Here is a 4,411-nt window from a genome sequence, read left to right on the forward strand (position 1 = left end):
CTTCTTCTCGCCGCGGGCCTTCATCAGGTCGTAGGCGACCTTGCCCGAGCAGGCGATCACGCGCTTGACCTTGCTGGCGTCGATCTCGGCGTTCACTTCGCCGATCACGGTGCGGAACTCACCCTTGGTGAACTCGCTCACCGGCGAGGTGGCGTCCTTGGCGCGCAGCAGCGACTTCGGCGTCAGGATGACCAGCGGCTTGCGGAACATGCGCAGCATCTGGCGGCGCAGCAGATGGAAGATCTGCGAGGCGCTCGTCGGCTGGACGATCTGCATGTTGTTGTCGGCGGCCAGCTGCATGAAGCGCTCCAGGCGGGCCGAGCTGTGCTCGGGGCCCTGGCCTTCGTAGCCGTGCGGCAGCATCATCGTCAGGCCGTTGGCGCGGCCCCACTTCACTTCGCCGGAGGCGATGAACTGGTCGATGACGACCTGCGCGCCGTTGACGAAGTCGCCGAACTGGGCTTCCCAGATCGTCAGCGTCTGCGGATCGGCGGCGGCGTAGCCGTACTCGAAGCCCAGCACCGCCTCTTCCGACAGGATCGAGTCGATCACGACGAACGGGGCCTGGCCTTCCGCGACGTTCTGCAGCGGGATGTAGGTGCCTTCGTCGAAGCGCTCGCGGTTCTGGTCGTGCAGCACGGCGTGGCGGTGCGTGAAGGTGCCACGGCCGCAGTCCTCGCCGGACAGGCGCACCGGGTAGCCCGAGGCCACCAGCGACGCGAAGGCCATGTGCTCGCCCATGCCCCAGTCGACGTTGATGTCGCCGCGGCCCATGGCCGCGCGGTCGGCGATGACCTTCTCCACCAGCGTGTGGGCCTTGAAGCCGGCCGGCAGCGTGGTGATCTTCTCGGACAGGCGCTTCCACTCGGCCACCGGCAGCGCGGTGTCGCAGCTGTCGGTCCACTTCTTGCCGAGGAACGGGGTCCAGTCGGTGGCGTACTTGCTCTTGAAGTTGGTCAGCACCGGGTCGACGGTGTGACGGCCTTCGTCCATCGCGGCGCGGAAGGCCTTGACCATGCCGTCCGGACCGTCGGCGGGCAGGACGCCCTGGGCCACCAGCTTCTCGCCGTACAGCTTGCGCGTGCCGGGGTGCTGGCCGATCTTCTTGTACATCAGCGGCTGGGTCAGCGCCGGCGTGTCCTGCTCGTTGTGGCCCAGCTTGCGGAAGCAGACGATGTCGACGACCACGTCCTTCTTGAACTGCTGGCGGTATTCCAACGCCAGCTGCGTGCACAGCACGACCGCTTCCGGATCGTCGCCGTTCACGTGCAGCACCGGGGCCTCGATCATCTTGACGACGTCGGAGCAGTACAGCGTCGAGCGGGTGTCGCGCGGGTCGCTGGTGGTGAAGCCGATCTGGTTGTTGATGACGATGTGGACCGTGCCGCCGGTGTAGTAGCCGCGGGTCTGGGCCAGCGCCAGCGTCTCCATCACGACGCCCTGGCCGGCGAAGGCCGCGTCGCGTGCACCAGCACGGGCAGCACCTGCTCGCCGGTCTTGTCGCCGCGACGGTCCATGCGGGCCTTGACCGAGCCCTCGACGACCGGGTTCACGATCTCCAGGTGCGAGGGGTTGAAGGCCAGGCTCAGGTGGACCGGGCCGCCGGGGGTGGTCACGTCGCTGGAGAAGCCCTGGTGGTACTTCACGTCGCCGGACGGGAGGTCCTCGGGGGCGGTGTGGTCGAACTCGGCGAACAGGTCCTTGGGCATCTTGCCCAGGGTGTTGACCAGCACGTTCAGGCGGCCGCGGTGGGCCATGCCGATCACGATCTCCTGCACGCCCTTGACGCCGGCGCACTTGACCAGCTCGTCCATCGAGGCGATGAAGCTCTCGCCGCCTTCCAGCGAGAAGCGCTTCTGGCCGACGTACTTCGTGTGCAGGTAGCGCTCCAGGCCTTCGGCGGCGGTCAGGCGCTCCAGGATCTGCTGCTTCTTCTCGGCCGTGTAGGTCGGCTTGCTGCGGATCGCCTCCAGGCGTTCCTGCCACCAGCGCTTCTCGGTCGGCTCGGTGACGTGCATGAACTCGGCGCCAACGGAGCCGCAGTAGGTGTCACGCAAGGCCTGCACGATCTCGCGCAGGGTCATGCGCTCGGCCTTGGTGAAGTAGGTGTTGGTCGCGCTGAAGGTGCGGTCCATGTCGGCCTCGGTCAGGCCGTAGGACGCGGGATCCAGCTCGGGAATCTTGGGACGCTCGGTGCGCTTGAGCGGGTCCAGGTCGGCCCAGCGCGAGCCCAGCGTGCGATACGCGGCGATCAGCGACTGGACGTGCACCTGCTTGCCGGCCACTTCGAGCTCGGCGGAGGACACCTGGTTGTTGAAGGCGTTGGCCTTGGCGCGCTGCGCGAAGGACTCGATCACCGGCGCATGCGCCACGTCGCGCTTGTCGCTGCCGTCCACCGCGGGGACGTGCTGCAGCGCGTCGAAGTAGGCGCGCCAGTTGTCGGGCACGGCGCCCGGGTTGTCGAGGTACTGCTCGTACATCTCCTCGACGTAGGGAGCATTGCCCCCGAACAGATAGGAGTTCGAGCTGTATTGCTGCATCATCTTTCGCTCACCTCTGCCCCGGCTTCCGGAGCTATCGGCTGGTTAACAAACCTTCCGCGACACGGCTTGACCGGTTGGCGGATTGCGACCCGCCTTTGCTGTTGCCAGAAAAGGGGACGGGAAGGACCTGAAGTCACAAGCGCAGGACTGTAGCACCACGCTGATACCGCCGCTGTTGCGGGTTCGCCCAATTGTTGTGCGGGCTGTCCATGACTTGAATCAATCGAGCGGCGGCCCAAACCATACAAACGTTTGCGATGCAATAGCCCATAGAAGTAGACTTCGCGCTGGCGTACCGCCCCGACATTGAATGGCGGACAGCCCGGGACCACAGGAGATCCCACATGCAAGTTCGAGTCGTCGACTACCGCGCCGCGGATGCGGCCGAGCAATTCACCCGCTCCCTGCACGAGACAGGCTTCGGCGTCCTGGTGAATCACCCCCTGCCCCAGGACCTGGTCGAGAAGATCTACGCGGACTGGCTGGCCTATTTCAATGGCACCGAGAAGCATGAGCTGGCGTTCTCCAAGGAGACGCAGGACGGCTACTTCTCCACCGAGATCTCGGAGACCGCCAAGGGCCACACGCAGAAGGACATCAAGGAGTACTTCCACATCTATCCATGGGGGCGGATTCCGGCGTCGCTGAAGGACGATGCGATGCGCTACTACCGCATCGCCAACGACCTGGCGGCGGAGCTGCTGTCGTGGGTGGAGAAGCACACGCCGGCCGAGATCGCGAAGAACTATCGCGAGCCGCTGTCCAACATGATCAAGGACAGCCGGCTGACGCTGCTGCGGGTGCTGCGGTATCCGCCGCTGACGGGGAGTGAGCCGGCCGGCTCGCTGCGCGCGGCCGCGCACGGCGACATCAACCTGCTGACCATCCTGCCGGCGGCCAACGAGCCGGGGCTGCAGGTGCAGGGCAAGGATGGCGAGTGGGTCGACGTGCCCGGCGACTTCGGCATGCTGATCATCAACATCGGCGACATGCTGCAGGAGGCCTCGCAGGGCTATTACCCGTCGACGCAGCACCGCGTGGTCAACCCGACCGGCGAAGGCGCGAAGAAGAGCCGCGTGTCGCTGCCGCTGTTCCTGCATCCGCGTGAGGACGTCGTCCTGTCGGACCGCTACACCGCCCACGAGTACCTCGAGGAACGGCTGCGGGAACTGGGCGTGAAGGCCTGACAAGGACGCTGGCCCTCACCCCTACCCTCTCCCGCAAGCGGGAGAGGGAGCCAGAGATCACAGGCTCTTGAGCGGCACGACGTCCTTGCCCTTGAAGGTGAACACGGTGACGGCGGACGACTTCAGGTCGTGCTTGTCGTCATACGCGTACTCGCCGGCCACGCCCGCGTAGCTCGACTTGGCCAGGTGCTCGCCGACCTTCTTCGGATCGGTGGACTGCGTCGCTTCCATCGCACCGGCCAGCAGGTAGGCGCCGTCGTAGAAGGCCGCGGCATAGGTCAGCGGATCGCGCTTGAACTCGGCCTTGTACTTCTCGAGGAACTTCTTGCCCTTGTCGCTGCGGTCGATCAGCGCGCCGCCCTGGGTGCAGTAGGCGTTCAGCTCGGTCGTGATCTGCGACAGCGTCGCGGTCTCCGTCGAGCAGATGCCGTCGCCGCCCAGCAGCGGCGCGGTGATACCCAGGCCGCGCATCTGGCGCAGCATCGGGCCGCCCTGCGCGGAGTAGCCGCCGTAGAACACGGCGTCCGGCTTGGCGGCCTTGACGGCGGTCAGGATGCTGCTGAAGTCGGTCGCCTTGTCGTTGGTGAATTCCTTGGCCACCACCTTCAGGCCCAGCTTGTTGGCCTGGGCGGTGAACTCCTGGGCGACGCCCTGGCCGTAGGCGGTGCGGTCGTCGATGAC

Annotated in this window: 2 protein-coding genes and 1 pseudogene; 1 reads left to right on the plus strand and 2 read right to left on the minus strand. The window is 66.1% G+C overall.

Annotated elements, in window-relative coordinates:
• Window positions 1–2,543: pseudogene (locus tag FUT87_RS19335) on the minus strand (2-oxoglutarate dehydrogenase E1 component); the annotation flags it as partial.
• 344 nt (window positions 2,544–2,887) lie between these two features.
• On the opposite strand from FUT87_RS19335, the gene FUT87_RS19340 reads away from it, so the two are divergent.
• The gene (locus FUT87_RS19340) at window positions 2,888–3,730 is read left to right on the plus strand and encodes an isopenicillin N synthase family oxygenase (RefSeq protein ID WP_147242078.1); all 843 of its coding nucleotides are present in this window, start codon (window positions 2,888–2,890) and stop codon (window positions 3,728–3,730) included.
• Window positions 3,731–3,787: 57 nt separating this feature from the next.
• On the opposite strand, the gene FUT87_RS19345 is transcribed toward FUT87_RS19340, so the two are convergent.
• Window positions 3,788–4,411 (minus strand): branched-chain amino acid ABC transporter substrate-binding protein (locus FUT87_RS19345; RefSeq protein ID WP_147242079.1); only part of this gene is annotated, 624 nt, incomplete at its 5' end.

Source organism: Mitsuaria sp. TWR114 (assembly GCF_007997345.1).